The 23,929-nt window shown below is 54.3% G+C and carries 20 protein-coding genes and 2 pseudogenes; 10 read left to right on the forward strand and 12 right to left on the reverse strand.

What is annotated here, in order from left to right; all coding sequences use genetic code 11:
* The 3 genes from DDT52_RS11945 to DDT52_RS20940 all read left to right on the forward strand — a co-directional run.
* Positions 1 to 1,493, forward strand: a 1,493-nt coding sequence (locus DDT52_RS11945; RefSeq protein ID WP_210732708.1) for a YadA family autotransporter adhesin, incomplete at its 5' end; no start/stop codon positions are given.
* A 204-nt stretch (positions 1,494 to 1,697) separates the two neighbouring features.
* Complete coding sequence (locus tag DDT52_RS11950; protein ID WP_136156563.1) at positions 1,698 to 2,486, forward strand: hypothetical protein; 789 nt, start codon at positions 1,698 to 1,700, stop codon at positions 2,484 to 2,486.
* Positions 2,479 to 2,637, forward strand: coding sequence for a hypothetical protein (locus tag DDT52_RS20940; RefSeq protein WP_168709768.1), 159 nt, complete (start codon positions 2,479 to 2,481; stop codon positions 2,635 to 2,637). Before DDT52_RS11950 ends, DDT52_RS20940 begins: the two co-directional genes overlap by 8 nt.
* Here DDT52_RS20940 and DDT52_RS21180 read toward each other — a convergent pair.
* Positions 2,627 to 2,885: pseudogene (locus DDT52_RS21180) on the reverse strand (DUF6392 family protein). The gene DDT52_RS20940 and the pseudogene DDT52_RS21180 overlap by 11 nt on opposite strands.
* 645 nt (positions 2,886 to 3,530) lie before the next feature.
* Here DDT52_RS21180 and DDT52_RS11955 point away from each other — a divergent pair.
* Positions 3,531 to 4,433, forward strand: coding sequence for a sugar phosphate isomerase/epimerase family protein (locus DDT52_RS11955; RefSeq protein ID WP_136156564.1), 903 nt, complete (start codon positions 3,531 to 3,533; stop codon positions 4,431 to 4,433).
* 128 nt (positions 4,434 to 4,561) lie between these two features.
* On the opposite strand, the gene DDT52_RS11960 is transcribed toward DDT52_RS11955, so the two are convergent.
* The 6 genes from DDT52_RS11960 to rpiB form a co-directional block, all read right to left on the reverse strand.
* Positions 4,562 to 5,500: a 2-hydroxyacid dehydrogenase gene (locus DDT52_RS11960; protein WP_136156565.1), complete on the reverse strand. Its 939-nt coding sequence runs from the start codon at positions 5,498 to 5,500 to the stop codon at positions 4,562 to 4,564.
* Positions 5,501 to 5,561: 61 nt separating this feature from the next.
* Entirely contained in the window at positions 5,562 to 6,884 is a 1,323-nt protein-coding gene (locus tag DDT52_RS11965; protein WP_136156566.1) for an MFS transporter, read from the reverse strand.
* 353 nt (positions 6,885 to 7,237) lie between these two features.
* The gene (locus tag DDT52_RS11970; protein ID WP_136156567.1) at positions 7,238 to 8,092 is read right to left on the reverse strand and encodes a sugar phosphate isomerase/epimerase family protein; all 855 of its coding nucleotides are present in this window, start codon (positions 8,090 to 8,092) and stop codon (positions 7,238 to 7,240) included.
* Positions 8,093 to 8,211: 119 nt separating this feature from the next.
* Complete coding sequence (tkt, locus tag DDT52_RS11975; protein ID WP_136156568.1) at positions 8,212 to 10,206, reverse strand: transketolase; 1,995 nt, start codon at positions 10,204 to 10,206, stop codon at positions 8,212 to 8,214.
* Positions 10,193 to 11,173: a transaldolase gene (gene tal / locus DDT52_RS11980; protein ID WP_136156569.1), complete on the reverse strand. Its 981-nt coding sequence runs from the start codon at positions 11,171 to 11,173 to the stop codon at positions 10,193 to 10,195. Before tal ends, tkt begins: the two co-directional genes overlap by 14 nt.
* Positions 11,174 to 11,186: 13 nt before the next feature.
* Positions 11,187 to 11,666 carry a ribose 5-phosphate isomerase B gene (rpiB, locus tag DDT52_RS11985; protein WP_136156570.1) on the reverse strand — a complete coding sequence of 160 codons (480 nt, stop codon included), beginning with the start codon at positions 11,664 to 11,666 and terminating at the stop codon, positions 11,187 to 11,189.
* A gap of 331 nt (positions 11,667 to 11,997) precedes the next feature.
* Between rpiB and DDT52_RS11990 the strand changes: the two genes are divergently transcribed.
* From DDT52_RS11990 to DDT52_RS12000, 3 genes are all read left to right on the forward strand, one after another.
* Entirely contained in the window at positions 11,998 to 13,758 is a 1,761-nt protein-coding gene (locus DDT52_RS11990; RefSeq protein ID WP_136156571.1) for a dihydroxyacetone kinase family protein, read from the forward strand.
* Positions 13,749 to 14,528, forward strand: a complete 780-nt coding sequence (locus DDT52_RS11995; RefSeq protein WP_136156572.1) for a triose-phosphate isomerase family protein — start codon at positions 13,749 to 13,751, stop codon at positions 14,526 to 14,528. The genes DDT52_RS11990 and DDT52_RS11995 overlap by 10 nt, the downstream gene beginning before the upstream one ends.
* Before the next feature lie 140 nt (positions 14,529 to 14,668).
* The gene (locus tag DDT52_RS12000) at positions 14,669 to 15,631 is read left to right on the forward strand and encodes a sugar-binding transcriptional regulator (protein ID WP_136156573.1); all 963 of its coding nucleotides are present in this window, start codon (positions 14,669 to 14,671) and stop codon (positions 15,629 to 15,631) included.
* 168 nt (positions 15,632 to 15,799) lie between these two features.
* On the opposite strand, the gene DDT52_RS12005 is transcribed toward DDT52_RS12000, so the two are convergent.
* Positions 15,800 to 16,273, reverse strand: a complete 474-nt coding sequence (locus tag DDT52_RS12005; protein ID WP_136156730.1) for a YjjA family protein — start codon at positions 16,271 to 16,273, stop codon at positions 15,800 to 15,802.
* Between the two features lie 243 nt (positions 16,274 to 16,516).
* On the opposite strand from DDT52_RS12005, the gene DDT52_RS12010 reads away from it, so the two are divergent.
* Positions 16,517 to 17,398: a DMT family transporter gene (locus tag DDT52_RS12010; protein ID WP_136156574.1), complete on the forward strand. Its 882-nt coding sequence runs from the start codon at positions 16,517 to 16,519 to the stop codon at positions 17,396 to 17,398.
* A 17-nt stretch (positions 17,399 to 17,415) separates the two neighbouring features.
* On the opposite strand, the gene DDT52_RS12015 is transcribed toward DDT52_RS12010, so the two are convergent.
* Together DDT52_RS12015 and DDT52_RS12020 are read right to left on the reverse strand one after the other, a co-directional pair.
* Positions 17,416 to 18,210, reverse strand: a complete 795-nt coding sequence (locus tag DDT52_RS12015) for an SDR family NAD(P)-dependent oxidoreductase (RefSeq protein WP_136156575.1) — start codon at positions 18,208 to 18,210, stop codon at positions 17,416 to 17,418.
* Between the two features lie 272 nt (positions 18,211 to 18,482).
* Positions 18,483 to 19,421: a LysR family transcriptional regulator gene (locus tag DDT52_RS12020; RefSeq protein WP_247595521.1), complete on the reverse strand. Its 939-nt coding sequence runs from the start codon at positions 19,419 to 19,421 to the stop codon at positions 18,483 to 18,485.
* A 93-nt stretch (positions 19,422 to 19,514) separates the two neighbouring features.
* Between DDT52_RS12020 and DDT52_RS12025 the strand changes: the two genes are divergently transcribed.
* Positions 19,515 to 20,582: an SDR family oxidoreductase gene (locus DDT52_RS12025; protein ID WP_136156576.1), complete on the forward strand. Its 1,068-nt coding sequence runs from the start codon at positions 19,515 to 19,517 to the stop codon at positions 20,580 to 20,582.
* A 138-nt stretch (positions 20,583 to 20,720) separates the two neighbouring features.
* Positions 20,721 to 20,849: pseudogene (locus DDT52_RS12030) on the forward strand (Hsp20 family protein); the annotation flags it as partial.
* Positions 20,850 to 21,048: 199 nt separating this feature from the next.
* Here the strand turns inward: DDT52_RS12030 and DDT52_RS12035 are convergent.
* The gene (locus DDT52_RS12035) at positions 21,049 to 22,404 is read right to left on the reverse strand and encodes a tetratricopeptide repeat protein (protein ID WP_136156577.1); all 1,356 of its coding nucleotides are present in this window, start codon (positions 22,402 to 22,404) and stop codon (positions 21,049 to 21,051) included.
* A 63-nt stretch (positions 22,405 to 22,467) separates the two neighbouring features.
* The gene (locus DDT52_RS12040) at positions 22,468 to 23,901 is read right to left on the reverse strand and encodes a VasL domain-containing protein (RefSeq protein ID WP_136156578.1); all 1,434 of its coding nucleotides are present in this window, start codon (positions 23,899 to 23,901) and stop codon (positions 22,468 to 22,470) included.
* Between the last annotated feature and the right edge of the window lie 28 nt (positions 23,902 to 23,929).

Here is a 23,929-nt window from a genome sequence, read left to right on the forward strand (position 1 = left end):
TCCACAGTAACTCCACGCTGGCCGACAGCAGCGCCACCGGCACGAACAGTGTCGCCATCGGCCCCGCCTCAACAGCCACAGAGGAAGACAGTATCGCGTTGGGGAATGGGGCGGCGGCAAACTTTGCCAACAGTATTGCCCTCGGAGCCGGCTCGGTAACCGTCGTCGGAGCCGAAAGCAGCTATGCCGCTTATCGACTCTCTACTCCTCAGTCCTCCATCGGGGAAATCGCTATTGGCGGTGCGGACGGTAATCGCAAAATTACCGGCGTTGCGGCGGGCACCAACGACAATGACGCAGTGAATGTCGCGCAACTGATTGCCGTAGGCAATGTGGTAGACGATCACACCACCTCGATCACCAATTTGAGCGGCCGGGTAACGAACGTCGAAACCATCGTCAACAACCTCGGTACAGGCGGCAGCACGATGTATTTCCACACCAACTCCACGCAGGCGGACTCGGTTGCAAGCGGAACGGACTCCGTCGCCGTGGGCGCCAACGCACAAGCCAGCGGAACCAACGCTATAGCAATGGGAACCGGGGCGACAGCGCAATCCGAAGGTAGCATTGCGCTGGGCGCGGGCGCATCTGACAATAATCGCGGCGGGGAAACCTATGTCGGAAAATATTCCAACGCCGACAACACCAGCGTCGGCACAGTTTCCGTGGGTAATGCCGACACGGGTGAAACCCGCACGGTCAGTAATGTGGCTGACGGCATTTTGGCTACCGATGCGGTTAACCTGCGGCAGCTTGACGGCGCGGTCGCCGAATCGAAGCAGTACACCGACGATTCAATCCAGTCGGTGAATGCCTCAATCGGCCAGGTGGATAACCGCATCACCAACAATGAAACCAATATCGCCAGCTTGCAGCAAGGCACATCGGGCATGCTACGGGTCAATAACACCGAAACCCAGGCGGCGCCCGCGGCCACGGGAGCCAACAGCGTTGCGGCTGGCGCTGGCGCAAGCGCGGCGGGTAATAATGCCACTGCTATCGGCAACGGCGCCGTCGCGCAAAACGACAACTCGCTGGCGCTGGGCGCGAACTCCCTCGCCGACCGCGATAATTCCGTTTCAGTGGGCAGCGCGGGGAATGAGCGTCAGATTACCAACGTCGCCGCCGGGACCAGTGATACCGATGCCGTCAATCTGGCGCAGTTAAACAGCAGCGTGTCGGGGATCGCCAACAATTCCAACCGCTATACCGATCAACGATTTAATCAATTAAAGCATGATCTGCATCGTCAGGATAAGATCCTGAGCGCCGGTATCGCCAGCGCAATGTCTATGGCGAGTCTGCCTCAACCTTATACGCCCGGCGCCAATATGATGGCGCTCGGAGGCGCCAGTTACCGTGGCGAATCCGCGCTGTCATTAGGTATTTCGCACCTTTCAGGAAACGGACGCTGGGTGACGAAAGCGCAAGTCAATACCAATACTCAGGAAAATGTCAGTTGGGGTATTGGTGTCGGTTATCAATTCTAAAAACAACTCTCTTCTGGAAGCCAGCTGGCTTCCAGATTTTCACAGGATTATTCAATGAAAATAACGAATATTTTTTTCATAGGGGTACTCGCTGCCGTACTTTCAGCCTGCGATAACGCGGACAGCGAATCAATAGCCAGGCAGACGCAAAACCACAAGGAAGAAAAAACCGCTCCGACTACATCGCCCAAAACAGCAGATCACATGACGTTATTAACGATTCCGGCGCTGCCAGTGATTCAGAACACGATAAAATCAATGTCGCCCCAAATAACGGAATCGTTTGATTTATCCATGATACAACGAATTTGCCTGCTGGCCAGAGGTGAGGCCACCAAAGAACAGGTCAGAATTTCGCTGGAAAAAGACGGCATTAATCCGGCAACGATTCCCGTGCGGGGCCACGCCTTGTCCCCGCTGGTCAATGACGATCAATACAGTCGTCAATTGCTGTGCGCGACGTATATCGCATCAAGCATTTTAATGCCGCTCGATAGCGAAGAGATCACGGTAAAAACGCCGCGGGAAATTAAAGAAAAAAAAGACAAGAAAACCGTTTATGACAATGTCATTAATAACGACAAACTGATGTCGGTACTGGCGGTGAAAACTTCTATCGCACGGACCAACGCGGAATATTTTGCCTTGATAGCCGTCACATTGGAGAAACAACCGGGATTGTCATTAGAAGCCTATACCATCGAAGTGAAGAAAAAGTTTTCCGCCCTGGCGTCGCACTATCTAAAACGAGTGCAATCGCTTTATTCCCCATCGGCCAAAGGATATAAACTCATTTCGCTCAATGAGGGCGACTATACCTTCAATACCGATGGCGGATATACCTTTTCACGCGATCATTCGGGCGCGCTGTTAACTTACGATGGCATCAACTGGCTGGGTAAAGGGGAAATCATGGGGGAAAAATACGCGCTACAGGTGAGCTTTTTCTCGCCAGAGGTAATGTCGGCGCTTAACACTGATAAAAATGAATAAACAGGGTGACATCCTGTTCCATATTACGCTGTTGGCAACCACATTGTTTGTGGTCAAATCGTGGTCGCCCGGTTCGATAGCGACGTTTGACAGCGTGCTGTTCGGCGAACGCCATGCCGCCAATCCGTCGGGATTGGCGGCTAGCTTTTAATATCCATCAAAAAGATAACCGGATGAAGCAGTAAATCAATCATTTCATCCATGCCATAGCTTATTTGCATCGTAATTGGAATATGAAGGCCTGTAACGGAGAATCGTTCGATCCAACCAATTTCCTGCTTCATAATCACTCTTGGTGGAATACTATTTTCTGCTTCACACATTTTCATGTACCCATTGACGCGACATGCATTTCTGCAAGGGGGAAGGCAGCTCATTGGGAAATGTCCAGTTTTTCACTCTGTTATATTGAATTCGTAATCCGCTTCCAACGGCGCTACGTAACTGAGCAGTTCCAACAGACGGTCATAGTTGAACCTGTATACTCATTCCTGCGTATCTATGTGGCCGTAAATCCTTATTGCCGGTGGTACTAAAACCGAAGGGACTACTGCCGACTCAAAACATCAACCCGGCGCAGCCACGTGCCGCTGAAAAAGCGGCCAGTTCACCTGAAAACGATGGTCGAATAATCCGGATGCGTGCCGGAAAGCCTTTGTGCCGCCGTAATGACACCGGTTGCCGTGTTGCCTCATCAATCAATGTTGCCCATCTCATTCAAAATAACAAAACAGCAAACCCAATCATTTGAACAATGATATAACTATTGAATCACCTTCAAAATTAATTCCTTATTCCTTGCGATCACCCGCGTCGAGCATCAAAAAAGCCAAAACAATTTTTTTTCAATGAGTTGAAATCAAAACCTTCCGCTGTAGTAAAGTGCGACCAAGGTCAAACTTCTGGATTTTCTGGTGTTCCCTGCTTGTTCATATGTTCAATAGAAATTAAAATGTTCATACCATCCTGAAGTTTTTTTACACGCACCACAACCACGCATCAGACGTACTCTTTCCCATCTCATGAGGAGGCAGCGATATTATTATGACCACCACATTGTATCCTTCCGCGCACATTGCAGAGATTTTCTTTCCGCTCGCCAATGATGAAAAAGCGATTTTGCATGTCATCCGCGAAATCGCCGACATCGGTTATTACCGGGGTTTTGAAACCGGTATTATTCATCAGCCGGAAATCGCCAAAAACATCCGTACGGTGGCGGAACAGAACCAATTAAACGTGACTCAGTGGCTGACGTTCGAATTACTCAAAGACAATCTGAACCTCAGCAGTCTGGACTCTGAGCTGCGCGAAAAATCCATTCGCCGCGCCTGTGAGCTGGTACAGCTGGCAGCAGAATGCGGCACGAGCAAACTTTCGCTGGTGAGCGGCGGCGATCCCGGCGATGCGCGCCGCGACGAGGCGAAAAAGGGCTTTGGTGAGGCGCTGATACGCATCGGCGAAGTCGTCGGTCAGTATGACAATATGCTGTTGCAGGTGGAGCCGCTCGATCGCTTTGCGCACAAATGCCAGTTGATTGGCCCTACCGATGAAACCGTGGAGTGGATGAAGGCGCTACGGCCAGACTGCCCGAAACTGTATCTCGCCTGGGACAGCGCCCACGTCGCGCTGAATCAGGAAGATCTCGCTGAATCACTGGCGCTGGCGGCGCCGCTAATTTCACAGCTGCATCTCGCCAACGCGATCCTTGACCCGCAGGCGCAAGGCTATGGCGATTATCATATGAAGTTCGGCGAGCCAGGATTCCTCACTACCGCTACGGCTGCGCATATCATTAGAACCGCGATGAACCTTGAACTGCCGAAGGAATTCGGCCCGATTTCCCTCGCCGTCGAAATGCGCACCACTGACCAGGACGACCTGTGGGATAACGAACGGCAGTGCCGTGAGTTTCTGCAAGACGCCTGGCGCGAAGCGCTGCGTTGATATCTCAGCGCATACAGTAAGGGGCTCCGCAAGGGCCCCCTTTTAATTGCTGGCGTTCGCGCCAATAAAAACCTGATGCACTTACGCGCGAAAGCCCGGTAAGCGTTGCGCTACCGGGCGATTTTCTCTTACCGCGGCTGCGGCACCGGCGTCAGCAACGCCTGACCGGAATAAAACGCCGCAATATTATCCATCACCAGTTTCGCCATCGCCGTACGCGTTGCGTGTGTTGCGCTACCAACATGCGGCGTGACCACCACATCATCACGATTAAGCAACGCTTGCGGAATGTGGGGTTCGTTGGCGAACACATCCAGACCCGCTCCGCCAAGCGTTCCCTGGGTAATGGCCTCAACCAGCGCGTCTTCATCCACCACGCTGCCTCGGGCGATATTAATTAAAATGCCGTTCGGTCCAAGCGCCGCGAGTACGTCGCGATTGATTAGCTTCATGCTATCTTTACCCGCGCTCGCACACACCATCAGCACATCGCTATTTTTCGCCAGCTCAACCAAATCGGGATAATACGTCACCTCGCTGCTTTCAACGGGATACCGATCAAAACAGGCAATGCGCATGGCAAAACCCTGTGCCCTTTTGGCGACCGCACGGCCAATGCGGCCAAAACCAACAATGCCTAACCGCCCTCCGCTTACTTTAGTCGACAGTGGGTAAGATCCAGACTGCCAGCCGCCGCGCTCAATAAATTTTTGCGCGCCGTTAATTCTCCTTGATACGTTTAACATCAAAGCCATACCCAAATCAGCAACATCATCGGTCAAAATATCCGGTGTGTTAGTGACCTGAATATTCCGTTCAAATGCGGCGTGGATATCCACGCCGTCGTAGCCGACACCAAATACGGCGATTAATTTTAATTGTGGTAATTGATTAATCAATGCGGCTTCAACTTTCGACTCCCCACTGGCTAATATCACCTGAATTTCCCCGGCGATGGCATGTAATTCTTCCGCTGACAATTGACTGTATTCATACAACGTGTGGTCGAGCGCTAACGCTTCCGCCAACACCTGCGGGACTTTCTCCACTCGTAATATAACTGACATATCAGTATCCTGTATTTAATAGTTATTCGTCCGCATCAGAAACCCAATGCTTCTTGACACTTTATTTCTGGAACGATAATTGGCCGTTTTTAATCGGCAATTTATTGAAGTTAATGCACAGTGTTCCGAGGGTATAGCACCCGGCACAGATGGCGAAATAGAGCAATACACTTTCATAGCTACCAGTAGCCTGTAGAATAACGCCAACCAGGATGGGCACCAGAATCCCGGCGCAGCTGTTAGCCATATTCATCAGCCCACCAACCAGACCTACGCGATCTTTCGGCGCCAGGATGGCCGGGAAGCTCCAGTACAGGCTGCCGAACATCATAAAGAATGCCGCGACGGAGAGCAGACCAACGGCAAGATCGGGGTTGGTGACCGTCGACAGGGCATACAGCACGCCCAGGCCGACGATGCCTGATACGGAAAGCAGGCTTTTCAGCGACACGTTATGGCTGACGCCTTTTTTCACCAGGAAGTCAACGAAGAAACCGCTAAACAAGCAGCCCAGCGTACCCATGATAAAGATCAGGAACGTGGAGTTACCGATAGAGGCCAGTTGCAGACCTTGCGCCTGCGCCAGATAGCTCGGCCCCCAGGTCAGCAATCCCCAGTACACCATGCCCCACGATGCGCGGCCAATCATGATGGCAACCATGGTAAACCAGCTAATTCCCAGCCCTTTCGTCGGCGTGGAGTCATCCACTCCCGTGGCGCTGTTGACGTTACCTGCGGCAATGTACTCCACCTCTTTTTGATCCACTTTGGGATGATCGGAGGGGCGGTCGCGCAGAACTCTCCATGCGAGAAAGCCCAGCAGCATGGTAAAGATCCCGACCAGTACGAAGGTGATGCGCCAGGAGTCCAGCAGCACAATCAGGTGTGCGACAATGATGCCGCCAACCGCCACGCCCAGTGGGCTACCGGAGTCCATGATAACCGCACCGCGGCCCCTTTCCGACTGCGTCAGCCAGGTGGAGCTCAGTTTTGCGCCGCTGGGAGAAACCGGCGCTTCCATTGCGCCCAAGCCGATACGGGCAAGAATCAGGCTAATCCCGCCGGTCGCCAGACCGATAATAGCCTGGAAGAACCCCCAGCCAAACAGCGCGCCGGTGATAACTTTACGTGGGCCGTAGCGATCCAGTAACCAACCTCCCGGTACCTGTAGCAGGGCGTAAGACCAAAAGAAACTACTGAGAATCAAACCTTGAGTGGTAGGTGAAAGATCAAATTCCTCTTTTATATAGGGCATCCCGATAGATAATGTAATACGATCCATCAGGTTAACGGCTAATAAGAAGAACATCGTTGCAAAGATAACCCAGCGGTAATTCGTTGGCTTCTTTGTATCTGGTGATGGAATAAATGTAGAGTCAGACATAATTAACCTTCAGTTTTAAAAATCGTTAAAAAAAATAAAACGCAATTAATTAATGAAGCTTAAGTAATCTATGAACATTAGTTACAAGTTTTAATTTATTTGAACAAAAGAACACGCGGTGAACTTATGTTAATAGCATAACAGCATATATATAAAAAACCATGTGCGACGTTAATCACATAATATGGAAATATGGATTATTCCATTTTCCATAATTTTCCAGGACAATAACCGCCTGGTTTTCATACCCTTCTCAATGTATGAAAAAATAACCTCCGATATTCAAAGAGAAAATATTGCGCCCATAAGCTCGCATTTTTTGCGAAGAATTTAATCTCAGGCGCGATTTTTATTTACTCATCATGCAACGCGTAACCAAGCCATTTTTCCAGCATCTCGCGAGACTGAATCAGCACCTCAAGGCTCCGCGCTGGATCAATGGGCGAATCGCCGCGCACAGGATAGCTGTCGCGCTGGCGATGCATTCGTAACGGAATTTCCAGGCTACAGGGAATAGCAAGGGCGGCCAGCTCTTTCAGCATCGGAACGTAATTCAGTTGCCCATACCCCATCGGCGTGAAATGCACTTCGCCATCGCGAACTTGCAAATCTTTCAGATGGCAGTGCTGCGCCCCCGGCAACATGGCAATAGCCTGCTCGATAGGATCCACATCGGGGCAAAGCGAAACGATATTGCCCGCATCAACGTTGAATGCCACCGCCGGGCTATCGACGGCTTCCAGCAGCGCAAAACCATCGTCGGCCAAACGAAAAACGTCATAATTCGGATCGCCGCCGTTTTCCAGGCAGATAACGCACCCATTTTCACTGGCAATAGGTGCGAGTTCGCGCAGATTCGCGATAATCCGCGCCCGATCGGCGCTTCTGCCGACACAGATATTTATCCATTTTGCGCCAATCATATTGGCGAAGCGGATACGGCGGCTGAATTGGGCCACCGCATCCACGGCCCCGATATTCATCGTCGCCCCCAGCGAGTGCGTGCGTAGCTGGTGTTTTTCCAGCTGTTCACGAATATGCCGGGCGTTGTCTTCACCAAAAAGCGCTGGCGGCATATCGCCAACGTAGCCCTGGTTGTAGGCCAGTTCTACATAACGAAATCCGGCTTTTTTTATCGTACTAAAAGCGACGTCCGTTTCCAGACCATCGAACATCGCGGTATTCACTCCAATCACAAGCTTGTTCATGCTGATCCTTCCTTACTTATCGTAACAGGGCTGCCAGCGTTATGTTTCTTGCTTTGCCATCCTGATAAATCAGCCCGTGTTTATCAGGATATCTGCATCCAGAGCGATCGGAGGCTGACTTACGTCAGCAACGCTTTCGCTTTTGCCACCACGTTTTCTAGCGTAAAACCGTACAGCGCGAACAGTTGCTCTGCCGGAGCCGACTCACCGAAAGTGGTCATCCCCACGATGGCGCCGTTCAGGCCCACGTATTTGTACCAGTAGTCGGCGATACTCGCTTCAACCGCCACGCGCGCAGAGACCGCTTTCGGCAGCACGGATTCGCGGTACGCCGCATCCTGCCTGTCGAACACGTCGGTGGACGGCATGGACACCACCCGCGCCTTCACGCCTTCGGCAGACAGTTTGTCCCACGCGGCCACCGCCAGCTCGACTTCAGAGCCGGTAGCGATGAAAATCAGCGCCGGCTGGCCGGCACAATCTTTCAGCACGTACCCGCCGCGGGCGATGTTCGCCAACTGCGCGTCGGTACGTTCCTGCTGCGCCAGGTTCTGACGCGACAGAATCAGTGCGGTCGGGCCATCCTGACGCTCCACGCCGTATTTCCACGCGACTGCGGATTCCACCTGATCGCACGGACGCCAGGTGCTCATGTTCGGGGTCACGCGCAGGGAAGCCACCTGCTCTACCGGCTGGTGGGTCGGGCCATCTTCGCCCAGACCGATGGAGTCGTGAGTGTAGACCATCACTTGACGCTGTTTCATCAGCGCCGCCATACGCACCGCGTTGCGAGCATATTCCACGAACATCAGGAAGGTGGAGGTGTACGGCAGGAAACCGCCATGCAGGGAGATACCGTTCGCGATAGCGGTCATACCGAACTCGCGCACACCGTAATGGATGTAGTTACCCGCGGTATCTTCGTTAATCGGCTTAGAACCGGACCACAGGGTCAGGTTAGACGGCGCCAGGTCAGCGGAACCGCCGAGGAACTCAGGAAGCCAGGGGCCAAACGTTTCGATCGCATTCTGAGATGCTTTACGGCTGGCGATTTTCGCCGGATTAGCCTGCAACTTAGCGATGAATTCGTTCGCTTTCGCGTCGAAGTCAGCCGGCATGTCACCCTTCATACGACGGGTAAATTCAGCCGCTTCCTGCGGGAACGCTTTCGTATAGGCCGCGAATTTCTCATTCCAGGCTGCTTCTTTCGCCTGACCGGCTTCTTTCGCATCCCACTGCGCGTAGATGTCAGACGGGATCTCGAACGGCGCGTAGTTCCAGCCCAGCGCTTCACGGGTCAGGGCGATTTCCGCGTCGCCCAGCGGCGCGCCGTGGGCGTCATGGGTGCCGGCCTTGTTCGGCGAACCTAAACCGATGATGGTTTTGCACATCAGCAGCGACGGTTTGTCGGTCACCGCGCGGGCCGCTTCTAGCGCACGTTTAATCGCTTCAGTATCGTGGCCGTCAATACCGCGCACCACGTGCCAGCCGTAGGCTTCGAAACGCTGCGCCGTGTCGTCGGTGAACCAGTCCTCAACGTGACCATCGATGGAGATACCGTTGTCATCGTAGAACGCCACCAGTTTACCCAGCTTCAGCGTACCGGCCAGCGAGCACACCTCGTGCGAGATGCCTTCCATCATGCAGCCGTCGCCCATAAAGGCGTAAGTAAAGTGATCGACGATGTCGTGGCCCGGACGGTTGAACTGCGCCGCCAGCGTTTTTTCGGCAATCGCCATCCCCACCGCGTTGGCAATCCCCTGCCCCAACGGCCCGGTGGTGGTTTCCACTCCGGCGGTGTAACCCACTTCCGGGTGTCCCGGCGTTCTGGAGTGCAACTGGCGGAAGTTTTTCAGCTCAGACATCGGCAGGTCATAGCCGGTGAGGTGCAGCAGGCTGTAAATCAGCATGGAGCCGTGACCGTTGGACAACACGAAGCGGTCGCGATCGGCCCAGGACGGGTTGTGCGGATTGTGGTTCAGGAAATCACGCCACAGCACCTCGGCAATGTCAGCCATCCCCATCGGCGCGCCCGGGTGGCCGGATTTGGCTTTCTGTACTGCATCCATGCTCAGCGCACGAATAGCATTAGCCAGCGTCTTACGCGATGACATTCGCCGCCTCCTGTTTTGCCAGCAGTTCGCTCAGCATCGATTCCAGTTTCTCCTGATCCTGAGCAAATAAACGGATACCTTCAGCCAGCTTATCGACAGCCATCGGATCCTGATTGTGCAGCCAGTAAAACTCTGCTTCGGTCAGCGGCGACGGCGGTATCTCGCCTTTCAGCGGAGGCACCAGCGCAACAGCGAGATCGCCGTCCATCTGGTTGAGCTTTTCCAACAGCGCGGGGGCAATCGTCAGGCGATCGCATCCGGCCAGAGCGATAATCTGTTCCGTTTTACGGAAGCTCGCGCCCATAATCACCGTCGGGTAACGGTGTTTCTTGTAGTAATCATATATATTGCGGACGGAGATAACGCCCGGATCGTTTTGCGGGTCTTCATCTCCCAGCAGATTATGCTCGCGATACCAGTCGTATATTCGCCCGACAAACGGTGAAATCAGCCATACGCCCGCTTCGGCACAGGCGCGCGCTTGCGCAAATGAAAATAGCAGCGTCAGGTTACAGTGGATGCCTTCACGCTCCAGCTCTTCCGCCGCTTTGATCCCCTGCCAGGTCGATGCCAGTTTGATCAGCACGCGAGAGCGTTCGATACCTTCTTCTTCATACAGACGAATCAGCTTGCGCGCTTTTGCCACGCATAAACCACGATCAAAGGAGAGGCGGGCGTCAACTTCGGTAGAGACTTTGCCCGGCACCTGGCGCAGCAATTCCAGACCAATGTTAACCGCCAGTTTATCGCTGGCGTTGATCAGGCGCGTCTGCGCCGTGCCGCCCTGCGCGCAGGCCCACGCAATGGCCTGCTCGATGAGCGGGCGATAAAGCGGCTGCGCGGTGGCTTTCAAAATGAGTGACGGATTAGTCGTCGCGTCTTCCGGATGATATTCGCGAATAGCGGTAATATCGCCGCTGTCCGCAACGACAGTCGTCACTTCTTTGAGTTTTTCCAGAATAGTCATCGCGATGGCTCCTTTATTTATCTACCCGGGCCGCATCGTCCGGGTAAATGAGCGTTTCGTAATAATCGATACGTTTCACCTTCGGCCCGGAACGCCCGGCTTCAAACTCGGCGGCAAGCCAGGCGTCGACCAGCATTAACGCCAGCTCGCTCCCCACCACGCGAGCGCCCAGCGTCATGATTTGCGCATTGTTGCTTTTGCGGGCGCGCTCGGCCGAGTAAACGTCATGACATTGCGCCGCACGAACGCCGGGAACTTTATTAGCCACAATCGCCATACCAATACCGGTACCGCAAAACAAAATCCCGCGCTCAAATGTGCCCTCGCGTATCGCAGAAGCCAGATTGAAGGCGATGTCCGGATATATTTGGTCATTGCCTGCGACGTCGTGGCTAAAGTCGACGACCTCAATGTCTCTCTGTTCCAGATGTTCTTTCACCAGGTTTTTAAGTCCGGTAGCGGCGTCATCCGCACCGATTGCGACTTTCAACATATTTTTTACCTCATGGATTACAGTGTTCGCATTGAACTTATGCTCAGTAATTGCTCATGTGATTGGCTCGGGCTGGGATTCCTGATCGCAAAACCGAACTAAAGTTCATCGCATGTTCGTATGTAATAATGTTTAGCAAGAAAAACGCGGCTAAAAAAGGGGGGAATACGCAAAAAATAGCTTTATTCATCAAATCACGACCATGATCACAAATACACCCACTGAACATTTGATTGATTCAAGTGATCTGCTAGCGTTCATTTGTGATGGTTATACAAAGGCCAGAAATGGCGGCTGGGGTAATAAATGCACATCATCTGGAGAAGAAAAAATGACCTGGATTTTTAACCGACCGTCAGACTTCGCGAAAGAAATGGTGGCGGGCTTTGTCAGTGCGCATGCCTCAATGGTGCGGCAGGTTCCTGGCGGCGTGGTGCGTAATACCCAAAGTAAACCGGGCGGCGTCGCTATCGTCGTAGGCGGCGGGTCAGGGCATTATCCCGCGTTCGCCGGGCTGGTAGGTCAGGGGCTGGCCCACGGTGCGGCGATGGGCAATCTTTTCGCCTCTCCTTCCGCCCAGCAAATCTGCTCCGTTGCGCGCGCCGCCAATAACGGCGGCGGCGTACTGTTGATGTTCGGCAACTATGCCGGTGATGTCCTGCATTTCGGTCTGGCCTGCGAACGTTTACGCGCCGAAGGCATTCCCTGCGAAACCATCGCCATCACCGATGATGTTTCCAGCGCGCCGCTCGCTGAAAAAGAGAAACGCCGCGGCGTGGCGGGGGATCTGGTGGTGTTTAAAGCCGCTGCCGCCGCGGCTGAACGCGGTGATTCGCTGGCCGATGTCTTGGCCATCTCCCGCCGCGCCAATGAACAAACCCGCTCACTGGGCCTGGCGTTTAGCGGCTGTACCTTCCCCGGCGCGGAACATCCGTTATTCACCGTTCCGGAAGGGAAAATGGGCTTCGGCATGGGGATTCATGGCGAACCGGGCATCAGCGAACTGGACACCGTATCGTCGAGCGAACTGGCGCGAATGCTGACCAGCACCCTGCTGGAAGAGCGTCCGCAAGCTATCTCACAAACCAAAGGTGCGCGCCTGGGCGTGATTATTAACGGCCTTGGCTCGGTCAAGTATGAAGAATTGTTCGTATTCTGGCATGACGTTCAACAGCGGTTGCAGGATGAGGAAGTGGTGATTGCCGATGTCCAGATCGGCGAGTTCGTCACCAGCTTCAATATGGCCGGGATGTCGATGACTTTCATCTGGTTTGATGACGAGCTGGAAGCCCTGTGGCTCGCTCCCGCCACCACGCCAGCCTTTAGCCGCGGTTCCGTACTTCCGCACAAACCGCTCGATCCGTTACAGCTGGAACAAAGCGGCGCGGTAAAAATTCCGCAGGGCAGCCCGGCATCGAGAGAAGCCGCCGTCAAAGTCATGAAGATGATTGACGCCGTGGCGCAAACCGTTATTGATCATGCCGAAGAGCTTGGGCGCATTGACGCCGTGGCCGGCGATGGCGACCACGGTATCGGTATGGAACGCGGGGTTGTCGCCGCGCGCATCGCCGCGAAAAATGCGCAGGAACAAGGCGCCGGGGCCGGTACTTTACTGCAATCCGCCGCAGACGCCTGGGCAGATGAAGCCGGCGGTACGTCCGGAGCAATCTGGGGCGTTATCCTGAATACGCTGGGCATCACTATCGGAAACAACGAAAAACCGGATGCCGCGCAGGTTGCGCTGGCGGTATCACAGGCTTGCTCCGGGGTGATGCACTTTGGCAAAGCCAAGCCTGGCGACAAAACGCTGGTCGATGTGCTGCACCCGTTTAGCCAGGCGCTGAGTGCGGCGGCCGACGAAGGATTATCCCTCACGGACGCCTGGCGCAAGGCTGAGCAGGTGGCACAGCAGAGCGCGAAAGATACCGCACAGCTGTTACCTAAAATTGGCCGCGCACGTCCACTGGCGGAGCGCAGTCTCGGTACGCCAGATCCAGGCGCGGTATCGCTGGCGATGATCATCACCGCAGTGAGCGCCTGTATGACCGATAAAACCGAAACAAAAGAGACCCGGGAGAACGTATGTCCCTGAATCTGGTCATCGGCACCAGTCATAAAACCTATTTTGGCTACAGGCAAACGCAGAACTGGTGCCGGCAGGTCGCTGACATATTGCGCCGGCAATCGGCGGAGTTGACCGCGCAATTGCAGTTGTTCACCTTTCCCGCCATGCCTGCGGTGGCGGCGACGCTGCAATACTTTAACGGTACGACTATGGCAACGGGGGCGCAGAATATCTGCGCCGCTCCACCCGGCGCATGGACTGGCGAGACCAGTGCGGCGATGTTGCAGGAAATGGGCTGCCGCTATGTAGAACTTGGTCATGCCGAGCGTCGCCGCCACTTCGGCGAAACAACGGAAATCATCAATCAGAAAATTGATATGGCCTTTGCAAATTATCTCACCCCGGTCATTTGTATCGGTGAAGATCGGCAGATGAGCGCCGAAGATGCCGCCATTTTCGCCATTAACCAGGTGCAGGCGCTGCTGGCGCATCGCGAGGAGACGCCCCTGCCCCAGGCGATTTTCGCCTGGGAGCCGCAGTGGGCGATTGGCGCGCCGCAACCCGCCAGCGATGAATATATTCGGCATGTCTGTAAGGCGTTGCGCGCGCATTTACATCAACATTACGGCCCACAGTTTCAGGTTATCTACGGAGGAAGCGCTGGCCCCGGCTTGTTGAGCCGTCTGTGGCCGGATGTTGACGGGGTTTTCCTCGGACGTTTCGCACACCAGCCTCAAGCCTTCGCGTCGATTCTTGAAGAGGCGCAGCAAATCATCACCAGCCACTCAGGAAACTGAGTTACGTTTCTGATGCATGTGACGGGGCGACATGGCAGCCCCGTCGCGTTTACCGTGCTTGAGACAAAAACATTTCTGATATACTTTTAGCAAATGTTCACGCCCTAAACATTAATCTACTACATGGAGAAAGCAGCCGAATGGAAAAATCGAGCGCGTCCCGGGAATATGAGTTACTCACCGAGATTGCTGTCGCCTACTACTGTGATGAGGTGACGCAGGAGGAGATTGCCAATAAATTTGGCTTTTCCCGTATTAAGGTCGGACGTTTGCTAAAACGAGCAAAAGAAGAAGGGATTGTCGAGATCAACGTCCGTTACCATCCGATTTTCAGTACACAACTCGAAAAGCAGTTAAAAGAACGCTTTCCCATCACCCGCGCGCTTATCGCGCTGGACCATAACGACGAAGAAGATCAGCGTCGTCAGGTTGCCACGCTGGTATCAAGCCATCTCAATAATATGTTGAAAGATAATGTCGTGGTGGCGGTTGGACAGGGTCGCAATGTGGCCGCGGTGGCGGAGTTTTCCGGCACCATCCAGGAGCGTGATTGCCGCTTTATCTGTGGCATCGGCGGGACTCACCGGCCAGGTGATATCATCAACGCCGATCATATCAGCCGCCTTCTGGCGAAAAAGTTTGGCGGTAGTAGCGAATCACTGTACGCCCCGGCCTACGTTGAAAACATACGGTTAAAAGAGTTGCTGCTGCAAAACGGCACCATTAAGGAAACGCTCGACCGCGCACGTAAAGCCGATATCGCGCTGGTGGGAATTGGCGATATGAATGAAGAAAGCTATATGGTGAAGCTGGGCTGGTTCACGCCGCAGGAGATTAACGATGCCAGTCTTACTCAGGGTGTAATCGGCGATATTGCCGGTTACGATTTTTTCAATTCCCGTGGTGAACATGTGAACACCGTCATGGATAACCGCGTGATTGGTCTGAGTGTTGAAGAGATGAGACAGATCCCTTGCGTCATCGCCATCGCTTCTGAAAATACCAAAGCAATGGCGATTATGGGTGCGTTGCGCACCGGCGTAATTGATATTATTGCAACCAGTGCGCGTAATGTTCGTACCATTTTAAATATGAGCCAGTAGCCCGTCGGGCTTGTATTCAAGCCCACGCCCTCACTCACTCTCTATCTCACATGTGCGTAACACTTTTTGCATCCGCAGCGCTTTCCTTACTGAGATCATATCGTTGATAAGATGCCGCAGTGACGAACGTCTGGTCATCACCGCCGACCCTTAAAAAGAGGACATTTATCAGGAAATAAAATTGACGCTTTGTTTTAATACCAGATCGCAAGCCTTGGTTTTAACCTTCTCGGCCAGGGGAGTATTCCCGATATTATTCAGGTTCAACAGCTTGCCATCGCTGGTATTCAGAAGACCAGCCAACCCTTGCGTATAGTCGGTCTGTTGCTGTGTTTCCTGCTGGGAAGTCAGGCCAAGCTTATCCAACAATTGGTTTTTGATGTTTTCGGTATTGGTTGCTGAAACCAGTTTTTGTTTCACACAGTATTGCAGAATCCCCGCCGCGTTGTTCATATTGCCCGCGCTCAGCGTCTGATTGCCGCCATTGAGCAGCCCCGTCAATCCACTCAGGCCCCCAGTTGAAGAACTATTCTGACCTAACTGGCCAACCGCACTGGAAAGCGAATCCTGCAAACTTGCCGCCTGAACGTAGCCTGCCAGCATAAAAATTGCCAAACCACCGGCACTCATGATTGATTTCATCACACTCTTACTCTCTTATTTGACCAACATACAGAAAAAATACCGCGTAGTATCTTACTTAAAAAGCGGAAGGCTCTGCATTTTTAATATTCTACTATTTGAATGGACGACCGCGCCCATCCGGGCTGGCTAAACGGTTCACCTTAGGGTAGAGCCGGTAGCTATTTAGAATTTAATTCATGCTTTTTTTTGAAAAAAAGATCAGGATAATTAGAACACTCTTTTGAAGCGGTCAAACACATAATGTTAAGCCAGCAACGGCGCGCGGATTTGCTATTAGTGGCGACAACACTAATTGCCAGTTTTGGATGGATTTTTTCCAAGGAGTCCCTGCGGGGAATGCCCACATTTGGCTTTATCGGCCTGCGTTTTTTACTCGCAGGCATGTTCCTGCTGCCTTTTTGTTTTCAGCGGAAAAACCATCTCCCTTCATCAAGCATCCCCGGCATCATCGGCGTGGGCTGTTTGCAGGCGCTGTCAATATTACTGTGGATCTATGCGGTATCGCTCAGTAATGCCCTGGGGGAAGGCGCCTTTATCATGAGCCTGTCGATGCTGTTTGTGCCGCTCGTCGCCTGGACCATGTTCAGGCAATCGCCATCACGTCCTTTTTGGGAATCCCTGCCCCTGGCGATGATAGGGCTGGCTTTACTGACGTTAACGCAAGGCTGGCAGGTCTCTGTCAGCCAGTGTTGGTTTCTTGGCGCAGCGTTAGCTCAGGCGGTGTATTTCTGTGTCAATAGCCGTTATGCGCGAACAATACCCGTGCTGCCTTTAACCTGCATTCAGCTTTTTTGTACCGGAACCTGCGGCTTGATAATTTCATGGTGCTACGAAACATGGCCCGCCACGATTGACGGCGACATTTGGCTGTGGTTCGTATCCAGTGCGATTCTCGCCACTTCGATACGTTTTTTATTGCAAATCGCCGGGCAAAAAAGAACCAGCGTGGCCAATGCTGCCATCATCATGGTATTGGAGCCGGTATGGACCGTCCTGCTTTCCGCCCTCTGGTATGGAGAAAAGATGCCCGCACAGAAGGCGCTGGGCTGTATCCTGATATTGTTCGCGTTGGTGCTGTATCGCGGCCGGCAATACCTGTTACTCAAGAAACTAAAAACCTGATGGATGTGACTCCCCGGTCAGACGATATCGTCAATGACGCCGCCATCCACACGCAGCGCGGCGCCAGAGGTCGCCGAGGCCTGCCGGGAACAGACATAGACCACCATATTGGCCACTTCCTCGACCGACGCCGCACGCTGGATGACAGAACTGGGGCGATTGGTCATGACGAATTCACGCGCCAACGTCTCCAGCGGCTTTCCACTGCGCGCCACCTCTTCCGCCATCATATCGGCGAAACCGTCGGAAAGGGTCGGTCCCGGCAATACGCTATTAACCGTCACACCGCTGCCGGCCACTCGCTTGGCAAGCCCGCGGGAAAGCGACAGCTGTGCGGTTTTGGTTACACCATAATGAATCATATCGGCCGGGATATTTCGCGCCGATTCTGATGAGATGAACACCACCCGACCCCAGCCTTTAGCGATCATCGCCGGCAGTAACGCCCGCGCCAGCCGCACGCCTGACATCACATTTGTCTGCCAATAGCGTTCCCAGGTAGCGTCATCGGTATCAAAAAAATCCTGCGGACCGTAGATCCCCGCGTTGTTGACCAGGATGTCGATATCGGGTAGCGCGGCGATCAGCTTTTCTACGCCAGAGCTTGCGCTCAGATCGGCGGCAATGCCGCTGATCTGAGCCTGCGGATATAAGGCGAGCAGCTTATCTTTCGCCCTGGCTACGCTGTCGTCGCTGCGGCCGTTGAGTAACACACGGGCGCCGCATTCGGCCAGGCCCTGGGCAATCGCCAACCCGATGCCTGCGGTGGAAGCGGTGATCAATGCGGTCTTACCAGATAGATCGATTTTCATATGCGGATACTCCATTGGTGAATCATGATTCGGCGGGACGCCCCGTCGTCCGGATTGCGGTAACCACAACGTAGTCAACATTATGTGATTGGGCAAAGAAAAGTCTCAACACCGACACATGATCCGTGGTGTTGTCGGGCACGTCGGTATGTACCGCATAGCCGATACTGACAAACAGCCGTTTCCAGTCATGCGGCTCCTCTCCTCTAAATACAGTCTACACGCCATAGCGGCGCGCCTTTATCGATTATATTGCCAGACAATTGGCGCATTCACCGAATACGCAAGTGAGTCTCGAGCAGCTGCGCCAGAACATTAACCTTCGGCGTCAACTGCCGCGCAACCGGCCATAGCAGATGGAGCGGCAGCCCGTCGGTCGCCCGTTCTGCCATGATCTCCACAAGGTTGCCGGCGCGCAAATCATCCTCCACCAGCCAGGTCGCAAGCTGAGCGATGCCCAATCCCTCGCGCACGTAAGCGAGCTGCGCTTCAGCATCGCTGGCGACAATACGCGGGCGCACGAAACATTGGCCGACCTCGCCGTTACCAGACGCATATAACCAGGGGGACGGCGTGCCGTCGGGCCGACCGTAGGCGATGCAATCGTGCTCCTGCAATTGCTCAATCGTGGCGGGTATGCCGCATCGTTCAAGATAGCCCGGCGCAGCGCAGAAAATCAGACGCTCGCTGCCGAGGTAGCGCTGTGCGAGCGAGGGCGGAAAGTTTGACGGGCCGCCGATGCGTACGGCCAGATCAATGCCTTCCTCTGAGAAATCGACGAAACGATCGGAGAACGTCAGGTGCGGACGAACGTCCGGATATTGCACGGAAAAACGGAGCAGCACCGGCATCACGCGGATCCGTCCGAACGATGCGGGCAGCGCCACGCGAACGGTGCCCATTGGTTCTCGCCTTTGCGCAGCGAGCGTGGCCTCCGTTTCGGTGAGCGCCTCGAGGATCTTCGTGCAGGTTTCGTAGTAGGAGCGTCCAGCGTCAGTAAGTTTCAGACTGCGCGTCGTGCGCTCGAACAGCGCTACGCCCAGACGACTCTCGAGCCGGGCCACGCTTTTGCTCACGGCGGAGCTGGTGAGATTCAGCTGCTGCGCGGCCAATGTGAAGCTGCCGGCATCGGCGGCACAGACAAACGGGACGATGCCTTTGAGCCGCTCGGTAGGAAAAGTTGCGGGTGATTGATGAATTATATTCTTCAATTTATGGAAATCTTATCGCGTCCGGGAAATATTGTCTTCAGTATGATGGGCACATAGTATGAAGTCCACATGATCCAGAGCGGGAGTCATTGCATGAGCAACAAAGCACTTATCGTCGGCGCCAGCGGCATCATCGGCAGCGCACTGGCGGAACATCTTCTTGCGCGCGGCTGGACGGTTTATGGGTTGTCGCGCGGGCGGAACACCATTGTGCCGGGCTGCCATCCGGTCATCGCCGACCTCACGGACAGCGAGTCCGTCGCCACTGCGGTGGCGGGGCTGGACATCAGCCATGTGTTCCTTACTGCGTGGTCGAGACAGGCAACCGAGAAGGACAATATCCGCGTCAACGGCGCGATGGTCCGCAACGTCCTCGAACCGCTCGGACGCACGTCGGCGCTAAAGCACGCGGCCCTGGTAACCGGCCTGAAACACTATCTCGGTCCGTTCGAGGCCTATGCATCGGGGGCCGTGCCGATCACGCCGTTTCGCGAAGAACAGGGCCGTCAGCCGGTAGAAAATTTCTACTACGAGCAGGAAGACCGACTTTTCGACGCTGCCGATCGCTACAATTTCGCCTGGAGCGTGCATCGCCCGCATACGATCATTGGGTTCGCGCTCGGCAACGCGATGAACATGGGACAAACGCTGGCCGTTTACGCCATGCTATGCAAATACAACAATCAACCATTCATCTTCCCGGGATCGGCGGCGCAGTGGAATGGTCTCACGGACATGACCGATGCGCGCCTGCTCGCGCGACACCTGGAGTGGGCATCGATGAGCGAACAGGCGAAAAATCAGGATTTCAACGTGGTGAACGGCGACATTTTTCGCTGGAAATCGATGTGGTCGCAGTTGGCCGACTACTTCGGCATCGAGGCCGCGCCGTTTGACGGCGTAATGCGCCCGCTGGAAGGCCGGATGCAGGATGCCGCGCGTCAATGGGCCGACATCGCGGCGCAGCATCAACTGAGGGAGCCACACATCGAACGGTTAGCGTCGTGGTGGCACACGGATGCCGATCTCGGGCGTCCGATGGAGGTCGTGACTGACATGACGAAGAGCCGCAAGGCTGGATTCCTCGATTATCAAAGCACGCCGGATGCGTTTTTCGACCTGTTCGAGCGGCTGAAGGCGGAGCGTCTTATCCCGGCATAAAGCGTCGCAGCATGGCGGGTTAAAAAAATTCACGCCATCGTCTTGAAAATAGCCACAGTGGCCATAGTTAAAAGTTTGGGCAGGGTTGGCCCGCCCAAATGAGCTTTTGAATAGAAACTTATTCAGGAGGTTATCATTATGGCACTACGAAGTTTTTCTGCTTTTCCCTCTCTGGCGGACTCGGTTTTTTCTGACCGATTCAGCCGTATTGACCGCTTGTTCAGCCAGCTTACGGGTGATACACCCGTATCCGCTACGCCACCCTATGCCAAGGCTATTGAACACCAGTCCTGATGTGGCACATAACTGAAGGTAAAAATCCGTCTTCATAGAGAAGGCGGGGTTAACACGGCCCCCTGTTAGGGAGCTACTTTAACGCCATGGGTTCCACGGAAATCCATGGCGTTTTTATTTCTAAAATATGCCCCCAATATGGTGTCAACGTCAGGAAGACGCGTTACGGGCGTTATTCTGTTTTTCCCGATGACCAATGCATGGCGAGCCGCTGCCCGGCTTTGATTTCATCAGGCTGCATCATCGCTTCCAGATCGTTACGGGCATGAATGGCTTCATTCATCCCCTCGGTCGCCGCCATGGAGTACCAGGCGTAAGCATGAATACGATTACGGGAAGCGCCAAGCCCATCCTGACGCATAATGCCCATACGATATTGCGCCATCCGATTACCGCCGTGGGCGGCCAGACGATATTGCTTCAACGCTTCGGCATAATCCTCTTTGCCGCCCTGGCCCCAACGCAACATTTCGCCATAGGCCAGTCGGGAGTCGATATCCCCTGCCGCGGCGGCTTTGGCGTATTCGTCACGCGCACGGGTCAGCTCATCCCGCTTGAACAACCAATCACCCAGTTCACGCTGGGCAAGGATATATCCGCCGGACGATGCCTGTACAAGATAATGCTCGCGTTGTTCGTGGCTGGTTTGCAACTGACTGAGCAAATAGTTTGCCTCACCCGATCCGCCAGCAGCGGCGCGCTCCAGCCAGTAACGGGCCTTTTGCTCATCCCATGGCAACTGCTTGCCTTCCCGGTACGCTTTACTCAACCATAGTTGCGCGTCAGCATCCCCTGATGACGCCGCTTTCTGATACCAGCTCAGCGCGTTTTCGCCATCTTCATGACGAGCCATCCACAGCTGAGCTTGTGGTTGCCCCTGCGTGGCGGCGCGAAAGTACCAACGCTCAGCCAAATCGCGTCGAATCACAACGCCTTTACCCTGCTCATAACGCTGCGCCAGTTGATACTGGGCGTCCCGGTTACCGAGTTCGGACGCTTTCTGCAACCACGTTACCGCCGCCTTTTCACCACCGGCGAGTTCGGCATGCCACTGCGCCACAACAAGCTGCGCCGGAGAGTAGCCATTTGACGCGGCCGTCTCAAACGCATCAAGACAGCTGACGGTCAGCGTTCCCTGATGCTGCGCCTGACAATCCATACCCAGCCGATATCCCGCCTCGCCATTTCCCAGGCGGGAGGAGGTTATCCACCACTGACGGGCGAGAGGGAGGTTCTTTGGCTCGCCGAGTCCGGCCTGATACCAATCCCCGACCTGAAGCGCGGCGACAGCACGAATGTCCCGACCGCCGGACTGCGCTGACGCCCCACCCACCTTCTGCATCCATTGCATGGCCTCGGTATAATGCGTGCGGGCCGCAAACTGTTTCGCCAGTTGATACTGCGCGGCGCTATTTCCCCGATTCGCCGCAGCCAGTAATTCGGAGTCGGACATTGAAGCCACCGGCGTCTGGCATGACGCGAGCCAGCATGTCGACAATACCGTCAATAATCTCTTATATTTCATCATATTATTGCTGCCAGTCATTATCCATCGTCAGCGTTGCGGGAAATTGATTCACTATGCTGTTCGTCAACGGGCGTCTTCCCCTTGCTGCAAGCGATACAGGCGAATATTGAACGAACGCAGCTCATCCTCTATACCGCGCAATTCCGCCGGCGTCAGCGGCTGACGCTTCGTTTTACGAGCCTCAAGCTCCCGCAGGCGGATCGTGAACGGGACATCCGATATCAGATCTTTTTGCATGTCATAGAGCTTTGATTTCAGATACGAAATAGTGACGGTGCGCCGTTGACGTTCAAGCTCAAGCAGTTGTTGCAATGTGTCATTCACGCCGGCGCGCGCCTGCTCATAGCCCGTTGTCCGCGGCTGATCCCCTTGCTGACGATCCAGAGAAAGCTGCCACTGGCGCTCCATCTCTTTCACAGCCAGCGAATCCGGATAAAGCTGCTGCATGACATTTTTCAACCCGTCGCCATACTGATACAGATAGAAAGGCGATGCGTTTGTCACCTGCTCCAGTTGCGCCTGATAGCGGTTGATCAACTCACTTTCCATGCCCTGTAGCTTTTGTTCGCCCAACGCAATCCGCACGCGACGAATGTCATTATGATCGGGGGCGCTCGGCAACGCGTAAGCAGGCTGTTGCAGCAGCGCCTGCGCTTGCGTTTCCTGTCCCTGCCAATATTGCCAGCCTGCGATGGCCGCTACGGGCAGAGCACAGGTCAGAAGCCCGGAGACGAACCAGAACCAGGCTGGCTTTTGCTTCCGATGCGCTTCAATTTTCAATACGGTAGGTTTCATCTGCCCTTTCTCCCGCCCGACGAGAATGCTGCCGACAGGCAAAGGCGCCTGCTCCGATGCAGAGGAATCGCCACCGTGAGTGGCGGCAGGTTCCATATCCGACTGGAAAAACACCATTGGCGGGATCTGCATGTCCTGCTTTTTCAGCGCCTGCTCGTCCGACACAATCACAATCTCGGTTTCATCAAATAAATGGGTATAGCCTTCAATGAAATGCAGCAGGTTTTCCACGCGAGGAATACGGCTCAGCCCCGAGTTATGCAATTTCTCGCTCATCAACTGCAACGCACGTTCGCAGCGATACACCAGCCGTTTGTGTTCATGACTGATGGCGTACTGACGAATAACCTCGCTGATACGGGCGATAAACCAGTCCAGCATTTCGATGCGTGCCCGCTCCTGATGAACGGGCGGCCAGAAGTTATCCCACTGCGTTACGATCAGGTTCGCCAGAAATTCACAGCTTTCGGTAAAGCCATTCAATCCGGCCAACCGCGAGCGCGCGAGCGTAAAGTAGATCGCGGTCTGGAGATCCACCCCCTGCTTTTCAAAGATGGTGGTCGCCATGTCATGCACCAGCCGCCAGTCAATATCCGGCCGAGAGGCATGGCTCAGCTTATTAATCTCCGCCCGTAGCGCTTCATACTCGGGCAACATCCGTGGATCCCGCCCCACCTTCAGGGACTGTTGTGCATCTTGCATATCGCGTCATCCAGCAATCGGGAGCCTC

Origin of the sequence: Brenneria roseae subsp. roseae (assembly GCF_003115845.1) — a bacterium.
Classification (GTDB): domain Bacteria; phylum Pseudomonadota; class Gammaproteobacteria; order Enterobacterales; family Enterobacteriaceae; genus Brenneria; species Brenneria roseae.